The sequence below is a fragment of the Actinokineospora enzanensis DSM 44649 genome, assembly GCF_000374445.1.
In the GTDB taxonomy this organism is placed as follows: Bacteria; Actinomycetota; Actinomycetes; order Mycobacteriales; family Pseudonocardiaceae; genus Actinokineospora; species Actinokineospora enzanensis.
Map to the genome: position 1 here is coordinate 196,173 of NZ_KB894403.1, position 14,162 is coordinate 210,334.

General features: G+C 70.2%; 14 protein-coding genes. 5 read left to right on the forward strand and 9 right to left on the reverse strand.

Annotated features, from left to right (window positions below):
* Positions 1 to 207: 207 nt before the first annotated feature.
* Both C503_RS0100780 and C503_RS37210 read left to right on the forward strand, forming a co-directional pair.
* Complete coding sequence (locus C503_RS0100780; protein ID WP_018680283.1) at positions 208 to 1,008, forward strand: hypothetical protein; 801 nt, start codon at positions 208 to 210, stop codon at positions 1,006 to 1,008.
* The gene (locus tag C503_RS37210) at positions 1,008 to 1,433 is read left to right on the forward strand and encodes a hypothetical protein (protein ID WP_018680284.1); all 426 of its coding nucleotides are present in this window, start codon (positions 1,008 to 1,010) and stop codon (positions 1,431 to 1,433) included. The genes C503_RS0100780 and C503_RS37210 overlap by 1 nt, the downstream gene beginning before the upstream one ends.
* A gap of 64 nt (positions 1,434 to 1,497) precedes the next feature.
* Here the strand turns inward: C503_RS37210 and C503_RS37215 are convergent, their stop codons facing one another.
* The 6 genes from C503_RS37215 to C503_RS0100815 form a co-directional block, all read right to left on the reverse strand.
* The gene (locus C503_RS37215; RefSeq protein WP_169514476.1) at positions 1,498 to 1,881 is read right to left on the reverse strand and encodes a peptidase inhibitor family I36 protein; all 384 of its coding nucleotides are present in this window, start codon (positions 1,879 to 1,881) and stop codon (positions 1,498 to 1,500) included.
* Between the two features lie 213 nt (positions 1,882 to 2,094).
* Positions 2,095 to 2,628 carry an HPP family protein gene (locus tag C503_RS0100795; RefSeq protein ID WP_018680286.1) on the reverse strand — a complete coding sequence of 178 codons (534 nt, stop codon included), beginning with the start codon at positions 2,626 to 2,628 and terminating at the stop codon, positions 2,095 to 2,097.
* The gene (narI, locus tag C503_RS0100800) at positions 2,625 to 3,347 is read right to left on the reverse strand and encodes a respiratory nitrate reductase subunit gamma (protein WP_018680287.1); all 723 of its coding nucleotides are present in this window, start codon (positions 3,345 to 3,347) and stop codon (positions 2,625 to 2,627) included. The genes C503_RS0100795 and narI overlap by 4 nt, the downstream gene beginning before the upstream one ends.
* A complete protein-coding gene (gene narJ / locus C503_RS0100805; RefSeq protein ID WP_018680288.1) occupies positions 3,344 to 3,919 on the reverse strand; it encodes a nitrate reductase molybdenum cofactor assembly chaperone in 576 nt (191 codons plus the stop codon). Before narJ ends, narI begins: the two co-directional genes overlap by 4 nt.
* Positions 3,916 to 5,463 (reverse strand): nitrate reductase subunit beta, encoded by a 1,548-nt coding sequence (narH, locus tag C503_RS0100810; protein WP_018680289.1) that lies wholly within the window; start codon positions 5,461 to 5,463, stop codon positions 3,916 to 3,918. The genes narJ and narH overlap by 4 nt, the downstream gene beginning before the upstream one ends.
* Complete coding sequence (locus C503_RS0100815; protein WP_084476657.1) at positions 5,463 to 9,134, reverse strand: nitrate reductase subunit alpha; 3,672 nt, start codon at positions 9,132 to 9,134, stop codon at positions 5,463 to 5,465. The genes narH and C503_RS0100815 overlap by 1 nt, the downstream gene beginning before the upstream one ends.
* 270 nt (positions 9,135 to 9,404) lie before the next feature.
* Here C503_RS0100815 and C503_RS0100820 point away from each other — a divergent pair, with 270 nt between their 5' ends.
* Both C503_RS0100820 and C503_RS0100825 read left to right on the forward strand, forming a co-directional pair.
* The gene (locus C503_RS0100820) at positions 9,405 to 9,872 is read left to right on the forward strand and encodes a hypothetical protein (RefSeq protein ID WP_018680291.1); all 468 of its coding nucleotides are present in this window, start codon (positions 9,405 to 9,407) and stop codon (positions 9,870 to 9,872) included.
* 218 nt (positions 9,873 to 10,090) lie between these two features.
* Positions 10,091 to 11,530, forward strand: coding sequence for an amino acid permease (locus C503_RS0100825; RefSeq protein ID WP_018680292.1), 1,440 nt, complete (start codon positions 10,091 to 10,093; stop codon positions 11,528 to 11,530).
* On the opposite strand, the gene C503_RS0100830 is transcribed toward C503_RS0100825, so the two are convergent.
* Positions 11,491 to 11,808: a hypothetical protein gene (locus C503_RS0100830; protein ID WP_018680293.1), complete on the reverse strand. Its 318-nt coding sequence runs from the start codon at positions 11,806 to 11,808 to the stop codon at positions 11,491 to 11,493. The two genes, C503_RS0100825 and C503_RS0100830, sit on opposite strands and share 40 nt — an antisense overlap.
* 230 nt (positions 11,809 to 12,038) lie before the next feature.
* Here C503_RS0100830 and C503_RS0100835 point away from each other — a divergent pair, with 230 nt between their 5' ends.
* On the forward strand, positions 12,039 to 12,530 hold the full coding sequence (locus tag C503_RS0100835; protein ID WP_018680294.1) for a DUF2231 domain-containing protein: 492 nt from the start codon (positions 12,039 to 12,041) through the stop codon (positions 12,528 to 12,530).
* A gap of 4 nt (positions 12,531 to 12,534) precedes the next feature.
* Here C503_RS0100835 and C503_RS0100840 read toward each other — a convergent pair whose 3' ends face one another.
* Together C503_RS0100840 and C503_RS0100845 are read right to left on the reverse strand one after the other, a co-directional pair.
* Positions 12,535 to 12,744: a DUF5703 family protein gene (locus C503_RS0100840; protein ID WP_018680295.1), complete on the reverse strand. Its 210-nt coding sequence runs from the start codon at positions 12,742 to 12,744 to the stop codon at positions 12,535 to 12,537.
* Complete coding sequence (locus tag C503_RS0100845) at positions 12,741 to 13,727, reverse strand: YncE family protein (RefSeq protein ID WP_018680296.1); 987 nt, start codon at positions 13,725 to 13,727, stop codon at positions 12,741 to 12,743. The genes C503_RS0100840 and C503_RS0100845 overlap by 4 nt, the downstream gene beginning before the upstream one ends.
* Positions 13,728 to 14,162: the final 435 nt, after the last annotated feature.

The following is a 14,162-nucleotide window of genomic DNA, read 5'->3' on the forward strand; positions in this document are numbered from 1 at the left end:
GTCGGGGGCAGGCACGGGCCACCGCGGTCGGGTGGATATCCGCCGAACGGGCCCATGAGACAACCGCCGCCCATGCCGCCTGGTGGGCATCCCCCGCAGGGATATGTCCAACCGCTGCACGCCCCGAGGCCGGGCGGACCGGTCCCGGGTGGGGTGCCGCCGTGGTCGTCCGATCCGGACGTCACGACGAGACTGACTCCAGGGTCCATGGAGCCGGACTCGGACCTGGGCACCCAGGTGCTCGGACCACCCCGGTCCGCCCCGGTCGAACCGCCCGCCGCGCCGGTGGAACAGCCGCAGCCCGTACGCGAAGGGCCCTCCAAGGCGTTCGTCGACGAGTTGATGGCGCGGCCCGAGCAGCCCACGGCGAAGCTGACGGCCGAGCAGCGGGTGCTGCACGATCGCGTGGTGGCCATCGCCCGGTCCAGGACCGCGATCGAACGCAGGCAGCCCGGGTTCGACAGGGCGCGCAGCAAGGATCCCGGCTACCGCGAGCAGTACATCCTCGCCCTGGACAAGCACTGGCAGGCGAACCAGAACGCGCTCGACGCCATCGCCCGCGAGGTGGCCGCGCGCGCCGGGGGCACGCCCGGGTGGCGGACCAGGCGCAAGAACATGGTGCGGGCTATGGCGAAGGTCGACGACGTCTACGGCGGTGACGCGAGCAGGTTGACCGATCTCGCCGCCGCGAAGGTCCAGTTCACCGTGGCCGCGGACATGTATCGCGGACTGGCCGCGTTGCTGGAGGTGTCGGCAGGCCGCGCGCGGGTCGTCGAGTTCGCCGATCGGTTCGTCCGGCCGCAAAGGGGCGGATACCGGGATCTGCGGGTCCTGTTGGAACTGACCCGATCGGACGGTACCAAGCACATCGCCGAGTTCGGCCTGCACCTGGCGGCCATGGACCGCGCCGCCGAGGAACTGGCCGAGCTGCGCCGGGCGGCCACCGCGAGGGAACCCGTCGAGGAAGAACGCGGCGCGGTCCGCAACGCGCTGGACCCGGAGGCGTGATGGGCGAGCAGGCGGTCCCCGCGTACTGGAAGCTCGGGGGCACGACCTTCGTGCTCGAAGCCGACCGCGCGGGCAACTGGGCCGGGCACTGGCTGAACTGGCGCACCGGCCGGTTCGACCGCCGTGACGACCGCATCACCGACGTCCTGCTGGCCACCGCGGAACCCGACATCGCCGCCCTCGATGCGGACGAGTTCGTCTGGGAGACCGAGTCCGTCCGCTCCGAGCTCCGCGGCGACGGCGAGGTGTTCGCCCTCTACGACACCATCGACGCCATGCTCGACCAGGCCGGACCTGCGGGCCTCGGTCCGATGGAGACACTCCTGATTCAAGGGCTGCGCGCCAGGACTTTCGAACTCTGGCAGATCGACGCCCGCCGCGCTCCAGGCGAACCGTCCAGGATCCGCGTCACCGGATTCCGCTGAACGTCGTTCCGGACCGGCGTGCGGTCCCGGAAGGAGCGTTCCCGGGACCGCACGCCGTGGTCGATCAGTAGTGGCAGTTGAACGGGCCCTGGACCACCGAGCTGGCCCGGTTGTCGACAGACGGGTCCAGGTTGCCCTTCGCACCGAAGAAGACGCTGGTCAGGTGCGGCTCCAGCCCGTTGTACCCGTCGCACAGGCTGAAGGCGTTGTCCACGGTCCGGTTCCAGAAGGACGTGGCCGCGTTGTCGATCCCCTGCCCAGCGAGGTTCGGTGAACCCACGTGGAAGTAGGCGATCGTGCCCTGGCCGTTGGCGCCGGAGAACAGGCAGAAATAGGTGTTCGGGCACCGGTCCCAGCCGGTGGCCGCGTCGGCCGGGGTCATTGACAGGCCGATGGCGGCGATCGCGGTACCCGCCGCGGTCAGGGCTCGCATGACATTCTTGCGCACGGTGAACTCCTTGCTGAAGCAGCGGGCACGCGGCCATGGCGGCATCCGCCTGTGCGGATGTCGCCATCGTGTGCCGTGAACCTGCCCGCGGGCGCCCCCAGTGGCCACCCGTTTCACTGTCTACTTGCTCCGATCGCCCGGCACAACCGCGCGGCGGGAATATGACCCGAGTGGACCTCTCAAACAGGAATTTGGTGGGTATTCCGTAGGTCGTCACTCCACCGGTTCGGGCTGGCGGTGTTCGACGGGCTCCACAGGCGGGGTCACCTTCCACAGTGGATACGGCACCCCGGCGAGCCGGTTGAACGTGCTCCCCGCCACCAGCAGTACCAGTACCCCCACCAGGATCGTGGCCAGCTGCAACGGCGTGTGCAGCACGCCCAGCGCGACGATCAGTGTCGTGGCGCCTGCGGGCGGGTGCGACAGCCGACCCCACACCATGCCCCCACAGGTGAAGGTCAACGCCAGGACGGCCGCCCCGGCACGGGACCAGTCCATGTGGACAAGGTTCGGCGGGCTGTTCCACAAGCCGAACGCGGTCAGTCCGAGAACACCCCCGACCAGACCGATGAGATGACCACCGACCGCGTTGCGCGGACTCGCGGCAGGCACCAGCGGCGTGGCGAACATCAGGTACGCCGTCGGCCCCAGCGACGGGAACACCAGTGCCTGACCGGTGAGCACGGCCAACGCCCCCAGCAGCGAGGTCACCACGAGGGCGCCGAAGGCGGAACGGGCGCCGCTCACGTGTCGTCCCAGCCCGGCCGGGCGCGGCGGGACGCGAGGCGGTGGTCACGGGTGCGGTAGACGATGTACGGGCGGATCAGGTAATGCACCGGGGCGCTGAACGCGTGGACCAGGCGGCTGAAGGGCCAGAGGGCGAACAGGGCCATGGCGAACAGGGCGTGCAGGCGGTAGGGGAGCGGGACGGCCGACATCAGGGACGGGTCGGGGTCGAGCAGCAGGATGCTGCGGAACCACGGCGACACCGTGGCGCGGTAGTCGTAGTCGATGCTCCTGGTCAGCACCGTGGCCGTCATCCCCAGCAGCACCGTGGCCGCCAGCAGCGGGTACATCAGCCGGTCGTCACCACTGGTCGCCCGCCGCACCGCCGGTGTCCGCCACCGTCGATACAACAACACCCCCAGGCCGACCACCGTGCCCGCCCCCGCCAGACCCCCGGCGGTGAACGACACCAGGTGGTACATCTCGTCGTGCACACCCAGCCACCGCGTCACCGAGGCGGGCACGAGCAGACCTGCGACATGCCCGCCGATCACGAACAACAGTCCGAAATGGAACAACGGACTCCCGATCCGCAACAAGCGAGACTCGTGCAGCTGCGAACTCCGCGTCGTCCACCCGAACCGGTCATGCCGGTAGCGCCAGACCAGCCCGCCCACCAGGACGACGAGCGTCAGGTATGGCAACACCGCCCACAGCAACAGATCGAACGCGTCGGTCATCGGGTCATCTCCGGGGCGCCGTAGCCGGGCAACCCGACCAGTTCGACAGGGATGGTGTGCCGGGGAACGACAGCCGCGTCATCACGTTCCGGCAGCGTGGCCAACACCGCGCCCACAATGGACGCATACGGCGTGCCGAACCGCGTCAGGTTCCCGTGCAACATGGACACCGCGGCACGGAACCGGGACAGCAGACGAAGCCCCGGACGGCCCGCGTGTGCCGCGAACTCCAACAACACCGGCAGATAGTCAGGCAGCTCACCGGCCGCCGGGACATACCCGTGACGGCGATACTCCTGCTTCACCGCCGCCAACGACGCCCCCCGCTTCCGCGTGTCACCATCGGTGAACCACGTCAGGTACGGGCACCGATTGGACCTCGTGTCGAACACATCCACATAGTGCCGAGCAGCGTCCACCGCGGCGGAGCGTTCCAGATGGACGATCAACTCCTCCACCGCGGGCGACCCCACCTCCGGCAGACACCGGCGCAACAACGGCAGCAGCCCGCGCATCTCGTCCGGATAGTGCAGACAATGCGCCGCGAACTGGTACAGCACCCGGGAGCTCACGGCCGTGCCCCGCCCCGCAGCGTCGGGAACATGCCGTCCGGCCGCTCGTCATCGCGCCAGGTGAACAGGTCGGTGCGGCCGTCGACCATGCCCGGCCCGCCGTCGCCGTCCAGGCTGCACCTGGTGGCGATGCCCTCCAGCTCGTGCGCCCGCCCGATCCCGGCCGTCGGGATGACGTACCGGTCGGCGTACTTCGCGATGGCCAGCAGCCGGTACATCGACTCGATCTCCGCGGCCGTCATCCCCACCCGACCTGGTCCACGCTGGTCGGTCGGCTCACCGAGATTGATCGACCGCATGTGCGCGCGCATCGCCCCGAGCCTGCGCAGGGCCAGCCGCACCGGTTCCGGGTCGCCCGCGGTGAACAGGCCCGCCAGGTAGTCCAGCGGGATGCGCAGCGCGTCGATCGCGCCGAACAGGTTGCCCGCCTCCTCGCCGTCGAACCCGGTGCCCGACAACGCGTCGACCACCGGCGAGAGCGGCGGCACGTACCAGACCATCGGCATCGTCCGGTACTCCGGGTGCAACGGCAGCGCCACCCGGTACCGCGCGATCAGCTCGTACACCGGCGAGCGCCGGGCCGCGGTGATCCAGTCGTGCGGGATCCCGGACTGTTCCGCCGCTGCCGCCACCGCCGGGTCGTGCGGGTCCAGGAACACACCGAGCTGCGCCTGGTAGAGCCGCTGCTCGTCCTCGGTCGCGGCGGCGGCGCCGACTTTGTCGGCGTCGTAGAGCATCACGCCGATGTAGCGCAGCCGGCCCACGCAGGTCTCCGCGCACACGGTCGGCTGCCCGACCTCCAGTCGCGGGTAGCAGAACGTGCATTTCTCGGCCTTGCCGGTCTTGTGGTTGAAGTACACCTTCTTGTACGGGCACCCCGACACGCACATCCGCCAGCCCCGGCACCGGTCCTGATCGACCAGCACGATCCCGTCTTCGGTCCGCTTGTACATCGCCCCCGACGGGCACGAGGCCACACAGGACGGGTTCAGGCAGTGCTCGCAGATGCGCGGCAGGAAGAACATGAACGACTGCTCGTACTCGAACCGCACGTCCCGGCCCAGCTTCTGCACGACCGGGTCCTCGGGCGCGTGCTGCGGCGCCCCACCGAGACTGTCCTCCCAGTTCGGACCCCACTTCACCTCCGCAGGTGCCCCGGTCACCGCCGACAGCGGCCGTGCAACGGGGATGTCCTCGCTCAGCGGAGCCTCGGTGAGGTTGCGGTAGTCGTAGGTCCACGGCTGGTAGTAATCGTCCAATTCGGGCAGGTCGGGGTTGGCGAAGATGTTGAGCAGCTTGCGCAACCGCCCGCCGCCTGCCAGCCGAAGACGTCCATTGCGGACAGTCCACCCGCCCTTCCACCGCGACTGGTCCTCGTAGCGGCGGGGGTAACCCTGGCCGGGCTTGGTCTCCACGTTGTTGAACCACGCGTACTCGACGCCGCCGCGGTTGGTCCAGGTCTGCTTGCAGGTGACCGAGCAGGTGTGGCAGCCGATGCACTTGTCCAGGTTCATCACCATGGCCAGCTGCGCCATGACACGCATCAGTACTCCACCTCCTGGGAGCGGCGGCGCAGCACGGTGATCTCGTCGCGCTGGTTGCCGGTCGGGCCGTAGTAGTTGAGCGCGAAGCAGAGCTGCCCGTAGCCGCCGACCAGGTGCGTCGGCTTGACCTGCACTCGGGTCAGCGAGTTGTGGATGCCGCCGCGCTTGCCGGTGGTCTCGCTCCTGGGCACGTTCACCGTGCGTTCCTGCGCGTGGTAGAGGAACACGGTGCCGGTGGGCATCCGGTGCGAGACGATCGCCCGGGCCACCACCACGCCGTTGCGGTTGACCGCCTCGACCCAGTCGTTGTCGGACACGCCGATCGCGGCGGCGTCGGCCGGGCTGACCCAGAACGCCGGGCCGCCCCGCGACAGCGTCTGCATGATCGGGTTGTCCTGGTACTCGGAGTGGATCGACCACTTCGAGTGCGGCGTCAGGTACCGCACGGTCACCTCGGGGCCGTTCGGGCCGAGCACCGGTTCGCCGAACAGCCGGTGCAGGTCCAGCGGCGGCCGGTAGACCGGCAGCTGCTCGCCGATCTCGGCGACCCAGTCGTGGTCGAGGTAGAAATGCTGGCGGCCGGTGAGCGTGTGCCAGGGCTTGAGCCGCTCGACGTTGATGGTGAACGGCGCGTACCGGCGGCCGCCGGACTCGTCGCCGGACCACTCTGGGCTGGTCACCACGCTCGCCGGGCGCGAGCGGGTGTCGGCGAAGGTGACCCGGTGCGCCCGGTGGTGCTCGATCAGCGGCCGCAGCGGCTTGCCGACGCGCTCCTCCAGGGACCGGAAGCCCTCGTCGGCGAGCCTGCCGTTGGTGGTGCCGGACAGCGCGAGCACGGCGTCGGCGGCCTTCCGGTCGGTGTCCAGCAGCGGTCGTCCGGCGGTCGGGCCGGTGCCGGCGACGCCGTTGGCCTCGGCCAGCCAGGCAAGCTCGGGGGCCACCTCGGCGGTCCAGCCCTTGGTGGTGACGCCGAGCTTGTCCAGCAACGGGCCCAGGGTGGCCAGCTTGGCGCCGATGGCGGTGTAGTCGCGTTCGACGACGGTGAGGGTGGGGAACGTGCGGCCGGGGATCGGCTCGCCGTCGCCCGCGCGCCAGTCGCGGACCACGCCGCCGGGCTGGGCGGTCTCACCGGGGGTGTCGTGCAGCAGGGCGGTGGCCACCACGTCGCGGCGGGTGCCCAGGTGGGGGACGGCCAGCTCGCTGAGCCGGGCGGCGATGGCGTGGAAGGTGTCGAAGTCGGTGCGCGCCTGCCACGGCGGGTCGACGGCGGCGTTGAACGAGTGCACGAACGGGTGCATGTCCGTGCTCGACAGGTCGTGCTTCTCGTACCAGGTGGCGGCCGGGAGCGTGACGTCGGCGAACAGCGTGGTGCTGGTCATCCGGAAGTCCAGCGCCAGCAACAGGTCCAGCTTGCCCTCCGGCGCCTCGTCGCGCCAGCGAACGTCCGTGGGCCGCTGCTCGGGCGGGGTCTCCTCGGCGCGCGGGTTGCCGTCGGCGCCGAGCAGGTGCTTGAGGAAGTACTCGTTGCCCTTGGCCGACGACCCGAGCAGGTTCGCCCGCCACACGGTCAGCACCCGCGGCCAGTTCCCCGGCGCGTCCGGGTCCTCGCAGGCGAAGCCGAGCCTGCCCGCGCGGACCTCGTCGAGCACGTGCGCGGCCGGGTCGCGCTCGCCCGCCTCGTCGGCCAGGTCGAGCGGGTTGCGATCGAAGGTGGGATAGGAGGGCATCCAGCCCAGCCGCGCCGAGGTGGCCAGGCAGTCGGCGACCGCGCGGCCCGCCAGCGTGCCCGCGGCGCCGGGCCAGGCCAGCGTGTCGGCGGTGAGCCGGTCGTAGCGCCACTGGTCGGTGTGGGTGTACCAGTAGCCGGTGCCGATCATCTGCCGCGGCGGCCGGTGCCAGTCCGACGCGCTCGCCAGGGTGTTCCAGCCGGTCAGCGGGCGGACCTTCTCCTGGCCGACGTAGTGCGCCCAGCCGCCGCCGTTGCGGCCCTGGCAGCCGGTGAGCAGCAGCAGCGTCAGGAACGAGCGGTAGACCAGGTCGGAGTGGAACCAGTGGTTGGTGCCCGCGCCCATGATGATCATGCACCGGCCGCCGGAGCGCACCGCGGTGTCGGCGAACTCGCGGGCCACCCGGGCCAGCCGCGCGGCGGGCACGCTGGTGAGGGTCTGCGCCCAGGCGGGGGTGCCGGGGGAGTCGGGGTCGTCGTAGCCGGTGGGCCAGTCGCCGGGCAGGCCGGGGCGGGCGACGCCGTACTGGGCCAGGAGCAGGTCGAACACCGTGGTCACGAGCCTGCCGCCGACGCGCCTGGCCGGGACGCCGCGCCGGATGGCGTCGCCGCGGCCCTCGGGGTTGTCGAACCTGGGCAGCAGCACCTCGACCGGTTCGTTGTCCGGTGTGCCGTGCAGGGAGAGCAGCGGGACGATGTCGCCGAGATCGAGGTTCCAGCGTCCCGGTTCCGCGTTCCAGCGGAATCCGAGAGTGCCGTTCGGGGCCACCGGTCGGTCTGTTCCGCTATCTATCAGTACCGGTTTCCAGACCGCGTCGGAGTCCGTTTCGCCCAGGTTCGCAGCGGTCAGGAACTTACCGGGGACCAGGCGGTCGCCTTGTGTTTCCAGCGTTACCAGGAACGGCAGGTCCGTGAACGATCGCACATAGTCGGTAAAAAAGGGAACGGTATTCCGGACAAAGAACTCGTTCAGGACGACGTGCCCCATGGCTATCGCCATGGCGGCGTCCGTCCCCGGGTGCGGTGCCAGCCATTCGTCGGCGAACTTGGTGGCGTCGGAATAATCCGGGGAACACACCACGACCTTCTGGCCGCGATACCTCGCCTCCGCCAGGAAATGCGCGTCCGGGGTACGGGTGACCGGCACGTTGGAACCCCACAGCATCAGGTAGGCGGCGTCCCACCAGTCCGCGGACTCCGGCACGTCGGTCTGGTCGCCGAACACCTGCGGCGAGGCGGGCGGCAGGTCGGCGTACCAGTCGTAGAAGGACAGCATGGGCGCGCCGATCAGCGCCATGAACCGGGAGCCGACCGCGTGCGAGACCATCGACATCGCCGGGATGGGGGAGAACCCGGCGACCCGGTCCGGCCCGTGCCGCTTGATGGTGTGCACGTGCCCGGCGGCGACGATCTCGACCGCCTCGTCCCAGGACACCCGCACCAGCCCGCCCTTGCCGCGCGCGCGGTGGTAGGCGCGGCGCTTGAGTGGATCGTCCACGATGGACGCCCACGCCTCGACCGGGTCATCGTGGACCCGTTTGGCCTCGCGGTACATCTCGACCAGCACACCGCGCGCGTAGGGGTAGCGCACGCGCAGCGGGGAGTAGGAGTACCAGGAGAACGAGGCCCCGCGCGGACAGCCGCGCGGCTCGTACTCGGGGCGGTCGGGGCCGGTGGACGGGTAGTCGACGTCCTGGGTCTCCCAGGTGATGATGCCGTCCTTGACGTAGACGTTCCAGCGGCACGACCCGGTGCAGTTGACCCCGTGCGTGGACGGGACGACCTTGTCGTGACTCCACCGGTCGCGGTAGAACGCGTCGCCGTCGCGACCGCCGCGCCGAAACGCCACCCGCAGGTCCTCGGATGTCTCGGCGGCCGTGAGGAAACGGCCGGTGGACAGCAGCAGATCACCGACCCGGTCCTGGATCGAATTCACTTTATCCATGCCGGGGAATGCCGCGCACATGGTTTCCACCCTCCAGGACAGCCTGCCGAGATCGGTCCATTAAACGCCCCGTGATCAGTTGACTACACCTCGGTGTGATCTAGAACACTGTGCATCCGTCAGGTTTTACCGGTCCATTTCGGAACCTTTATAAGGACCTTGGTCACCTTTCCGCACCCTGTCACCACGAATTCACTCGAATCAACTACGGCCGGTTTCGACGCTCCTGATCTAAAATTCGACCCGACCCGCCCCGGAAAGGTGGCCGCGATGCCCGATCAAACCCGCCTCGACATTCGCGCGACCGTGTGGGGACATGCCGACAACCGGCTCGCCGCACTCCTCGTGGAAGGCCTCGCCACCCCGTACTTCCCCATCGCCCTCCTGCGCAGCGGCCTGACCCTCGTCCCCGACCCGCACCGCCTCGCCCTGCCGCACGCCCCCGGCTGGCATGTCCGCCTCGTCCCCGACGACACCCTCACCCTCCGCTGGCCGCACCGCGGTCCCCTCCTCGCCCACGCGCCCGTCGACCTCCCCGCCACCTGGCGCTGGGCCGCCCGCCGCCGCTCCACCGTGCTGCTGCTCGCGGGCCCCCACCTCGGTCTGACCAGGCACACCGCGGCCGCGCGTCAGGAAGCGTTGGAACAGGCCGCCGCCGACGGCATGGTCGTGGGCGCGGCTGTGTCCTATGTGGAGGAACGCGCCGCATGGAGCGGAGTGGCCCGCGCGGCTCGATGACGACCTGCAGCGAGGTGCCTGCTCAGGGGCACAATCCTGCGAGGCAGTCGACCGACCACGTCGGTGGTATCGACCTCAGGACGGCCGCCGTCCGAATCGGGGACATGGACCTGTCAGCCGGTGGCGGCGCGCACCTTGATCGATTTCGGCGCGCGGTGCCTGCCGGGTGGTTCTACCGTGAGGCGGTCGGACGGTCGGTGCACGGATCGGGGGCGGCGATGGCGAGCGGGTTGGCCGGTGGCACGGGGATATTCCGCAGGAAGCCGATCGACCGGATCGAGAGCGGCGGTGGGGGCGGGCTGACCCGTTCGCTCGGTCTGTGGCAGCTCACCGCGATCGGGGTCGGCGGGATCATCGGGACCGGGATCTTCTCCCTGGCGGGCACGGTCGCGCACCAGACCGCCGGGCCCGCGGTGGTGTTGTCGTTCCTGGTGGCCGGGATCGCGAGCGCCGCGGCCGCCCTGTCCTACGCCGAGTTCGCCGGGCTGATCCCGCGCGCCGGGTCCGCCTACACCTACGGGTACGCCGTGCTCGGGGAGATCGTCGGCTGGTTCATCGGTTGGGACCTGCTGCTCGAATACACCGCGATCGTCGCCGTGGTGGCCATCGGCATCAGCGGTTACTTCACCGAACTGCTGCACCTGCTCGGCCTCGATCTCCCGCTGTGGATGCTCGGCGCGCCCGGCACCGAGGCCGAGGGCGTGGCGCAGGGCAGTTACCAGGTGAACCTGTTCGCCGTCGTGCTGTGCCTGCTGATCGCGTTCGTGCTCAACCTCGGCATGCGCAACGCCGCGCGGTTCGAGACGACGCTGGTCTACCTCAAGGTGGCGGTGGTCGTGCTGGTCGTCGTGGTCGGCGCGTTCCACATCCACACCGCCAACTACGACCCGTTCTTCCCGTTCGGCCTCACCGGCGCGTTCACCGGCGCCGCCACCGTGTTCTTCGCCGTCTTCGGCTACGACGCGATGAGCACCGCCGCCGAGGAGTCCAAGGACTCCACCAGGCACATGCCCAAGGCGATCCTCTACTCGCTGGCCATCGCCATGGTGCTCTACGTGCTGGCCTGCCTGGTGCTCACCGGCATGGTCCGCTACTCCGACGTCGACACCGAGAGCGCCTTCGCCTCCGCGTTCGCCGACATCGGGCTGTCCTGGCTGGGCGTGGTGATCGCGGTCGGTGCGGTGCTGGGCATCACCACCGTCCTGTTCACCTTCCTCATGGGCGCCACCCGCGTCGGCTACTCGATGAGCCGCGACGGTCTATTGCCGCCGTGGTTCGGCAAGACCCACGCCACCCGGAACGTGCCCACCCGCACCACCTGGATCCTGGGCGCGGCGGCCGCGGCCATCGCGGGCTTCCTGCCGATCAAGGAGGCCGCCGAGCTGACCAACATCGGCATCCTGCTCGCGTTCGTGGTGGTCTGCGTGGCGGTGATCGTGCTGCGCCACCGGCAGCCCGACCTGCCGCGCACCTTCCGCACCCCGGGCATGCCGGTCGTGCCGATCGTCGGGATCGTGTTCTCGCTGTGGCTGATCACGTTCCTGACCGCGGTCACCTGGCTGCGGTTCGCGATCTGGTTCGTCCTCGGCCTGGTCGTGTACTTCGCCTACGGCCGCCGTCACTCCGAGCTGAACTCGACCGCGCGGATCGGCCGGTAGCTCCAGGCCAGACCGCCGGGCGGCACCACCTGCGGGCTGCCCACGCACGACGGCGTCGGGTACAGCCGCGCCACCGTGTCGGTCCGGTTCTCCAGGTTCAGGCCCCGCCGCACGGTGTCCAGCGCGATGCAGGTGTCGTCGGGCGGGTCCTGCAGGACCACCGGGCCGTCGTCGGAGACGTAGCGGAACTCGCCGGTGGCCGCGGCCGCGCTCGGCGCGGTCGACACGAACACGGCCAGGGCGGCGGTGGCGGCGAACAGGGCCGGGATGCCACGCATCGGGTGTCTCCGTTCCTCGGGGTCCTCCGGCCGACACGCTATGCCCGTTCCGATCCGGTAAGGGCGGATCTCACCCGAAGGTGGACGCGCCACGCGGGCGGATTCACGCCCACCCCCGGCCACCCGCGCGGCGAGCCAGGATGATCGTCCGGCCCCCGCTGAACCGATCCCCGACTGGCCGCGTAGTGGCATTGGCGGTTGGCTGACACCTGACACCGGAGGTTTCGCGCATGCCCGAGTTCATCAACGGTTCGCCGCTGCACGCCCTCGTCGTGCACGGGGTGGTGGTCCTGATCCCGCTCTCGGTCCTCGGCGCGATCCTCATCGCCGTCTGGCCCGCCGCGCGCGCCCGGATCGGGTGGATCGTGGTCGGTTTCGCCGCGGTGTCCGTGATCCTCACCCCGATCGCGACCAGCAGCGGTGACGACCTCAAGCGTCGGCTACCGGAGAACGCGCTCATCGAGCGGCACGAGGAGCTCGGCGACCTGATGCTCTGGTTCGCGCTCGGGCTGTTCGTGGCCGTGACCGCCTACATGATCGTGGCCACCCGCACCGCGCAGACCTGGACCAAGAGCGTCACGATCGTGCTGGCGGTGCTCACCATCGGCACGGCCGTGGCGGCGGGCGTGCACGTCATCAGGGTGGGGGACGCGGGAGCGCACGCCGTCTGGAACGGCACCGAGGACCTGCCCGTGCGGCAGCACGGCGGCGAGGACCGGTGACCCGTCAGATGATGACGCCCTGACCGCTCTTGCGCCGCTTCCGCCGCAGCCACACCTTGCGCGTGCCGTCGGCGTAGAGCCGCACGTTCGACAGCTCCCAGCCGCTGAACTCGGCGTGGATTGCCAGCTGCGTCGCCGCGGTCACCCGGGACACGTGCGGCGGCAACCGCAGCGGCTGGTACTCCCACTCCCCGTCGATCACCCCATCGGTCATGGCTGCACCACCTGCACACCTCCTCCATCACCGGACGCGACCACCACGCGTCCGCTCACCGGATCGACCGCCACCGCGTCGGGCTGAGCCACGGTCGGGAACCGGTGCCGCTCGACGGGCTCCTCGCCGCCGACGCTGTAGGCGACCACCTCGTTCGTGGCGGTCAGGGTGACCCAGGCCAGATCCCGCGCACCGTCGTAGGCGATCGCGTAGGGGGAGCCGGGCACCGGGTAGCGCTGCCGCATGAGCAGCGGGTCGATCGAGAACGCCAGCAGCGCGCCGCCGCGGGTGTCGGTCACCAGCACCCGCCCGTAACGGTCGACGACGCCGTTCGTGGCGCCCTGACCGGCGCGCAGCCCTTGGCCGATCTTGCCCTGGTTCACGTCCACCTGGAACACCGCGTTGCGCAGCCGGTCGAGCACGACCGCACCCGGGCCCGTGCTGTACACCTGATCGGCGCTGAGCAACCCGCCGGAGATGACCCGTTTGACAGCGTCACCGTCGAGGACCGCGACACCCTTGCCCTGACGAACGGCCACGAGCGTCCCGCCCTGGTACGCGGCCGCCGCCGACGGGGTGCCGTCGACCGTGGCCTCCTTCGGGGTTCCGGTGGGCAGGTCGAGGCGGACGACACCGGAGGGAACGGCGGCGAGCAGCGGACCGCCGTCGGCCGCGAGGGTCAGGGAGTCCGTCGGGCCGGGCAGGGTGACTTCGCGGGGGGCCTTGTCCAGCGCGTCGAGGTCGTAAAGCCGCAGGTCGGCGCCGGTGGCCACGGCCAGGGTGCGGGTCTTGCCGTCGGCCACCATGGCGGTCACCGGCTTGGCGAGGGGCACCACGGTCCCGGCGGGGGCGACGGTCGGCGCGGGGGAGCGGGCTGCCGTCGCGGCCACGGGGTTGTCGGTCACCATCAACTCGTCCTGCGGCTGGCCGTCCGACGAACAGCCCGCGACGAGAACAGCGGTGAACAACACGGGCACGACCACGCGGCGCAAGCAAACCTCCGACGGCGGGGGACAGGCGTTCCACCAGCATCCCGCACCCACCGCGCCCAGGCCACGTCCGGTCGGGCCGTGTCGCTCACATGCCGCGGGCTCCGGACGGCTCTCGCGGGTCCGGTGATCCATTCCGGCCTCTTGACCAAGCCCGATCGCCACGCATCGAAAACACCGTTTCGGACGGGATTTGCGATTGATAGCCTGCTACTGAACGCTGTGTGACTCTGTGCGGCGGATTGTCGTCCCGATCGGTGGCCGGGATTCCCTGTCCAGATGAAGGTCGTCTCGCCGGGTAGCCACTGATTCACCAGATCGGGCGCTGTGGACGCGGAACTTTCCCGGGCGTGTCGTTCGTTGCGAGTTGAGGTTGTGCGAGCGCGAGGGGAAGTCATGATCGCCCGCCCGACAGGACAGCGGGCCGCG

What these genes read in the sequence shown, in the direction of transcription:
- C503_RS37210 (WP_018680284.1), top strand. Translation starts at nt 1,008, where the DNA reads ATGGGCGAGCAGGCGGTCCCCGCGTACTGGAAGCTCGGGGGCACGACC.
- C503_RS0100830 (WP_018680293.1), bottom strand. Translation starts at nt 11,808, where the DNA reads ATGCGTGGCATCCCGGCCCTGTTCGCCGCCACCGCCGCCCTGGCCGTG.
- C503_RS0100825 (WP_018680292.1), top strand. Translation starts at nt 10,091, where the DNA reads ATGGCGAGCGGGTTGGCCGGTGGCACGGGGATATTCCGCAGGAAGCCG.
- narI (WP_018680287.1), bottom strand. Translation starts at nt 3,347, where the DNA reads ATGACCGACGCGTTCGATCTGTTGCTGTGGGCGGTGTTGCCATACCTG.
- C503_RS0100835 (WP_018680294.1), top strand. Translation starts at nt 12,039, where the DNA reads ATGCCCGAGTTCATCAACGGTTCGCCGCTGCACGCCCTCGTCGTGCAC.
- C503_RS0100820 (WP_018680291.1), top strand. Translation starts at nt 9,405, where the DNA reads ATGCCCGATCAAACCCGCCTCGACATTCGCGCGACCGTGTGGGGACAT.
- C503_RS0100840 (WP_018680295.1), bottom strand. Translation starts at nt 12,744, where the DNA reads ATGACCGATGGGGTGATCGACGGGGAGTGGGAGTACCAGCCGCTGCGG.
- C503_RS0100815 (WP_084476657.1), bottom strand. Translation starts at nt 9,134, where the DNA reads ATGGATAAAGTGAATTCGATCCAGGACCGGGTCGGTGATCTGCTGCTG.
- narH (WP_018680289.1), bottom strand. Translation starts at nt 5,463, where the DNA reads ATGCGTGTCATGGCGCAGCTGGCCATGGTGATGAACCTGGACAAGTGC.
- C503_RS0100780 (WP_018680283.1), top strand. Translation starts at nt 208, where the DNA reads ATGGAGCCGGACTCGGACCTGGGCACCCAGGTGCTCGGACCACCCCGG.